Origin of the sequence: Pseudomonas sp. 10S5, assembly GCF_035019745.1 — a bacterium.
Lineage (GTDB): Bacteria > Pseudomonadota > Gammaproteobacteria > Pseudomonadales > Pseudomonadaceae > Aquipseudomonas.
This window is the reverse complement of record NZ_JASJVL010000052.1, coordinates 1-338: the sequence shown is the minus strand read 5'-3', so window position 1 is coordinate 338 and position 338 is coordinate 1. Positions and strand designations below refer to the sequence as shown.

Annotated in this window: 1 pseudogene; it reads right to left on the bottom strand. The window is 51.2% G+C overall.

What is annotated here, in order from left to right:
- A pseudogene (locus tag QN378_RS23345) lies at nt 1–338 on the bottom strand (DUF2235 domain-containing protein); the annotation flags it as partial.

Below are 338 nucleotides of genomic sequence, written 5' to 3'. Positions count from 1 at the left end.
GCTGCCACGGTATCGAACAGGCCGATAAAACCGATGCGGATATCTTTTTTGTATTGGCCAATGAATTCCGGGCTGAAGGCGATCTTTTGGCTATTAAGTGCAACCCCAAAGGGGCCATTACGAGCTTTGGCGACTTCTGTGGCAAAGTGCCTGGCCGCTGCTGCGCCTCGACTGAAACCGAAGACATCAAACATGATGTGGGTGATTTCATTATTAGGATCTTGCTTGTATATATCCCGAATATGTCGACCTATCGCAACGAATACCGACTGCACACGCTCTGCCACGCCAGTCTCGCCACGCCCTAGGCTTGAACCGAGCTTGCTGTCTTTTTCGCC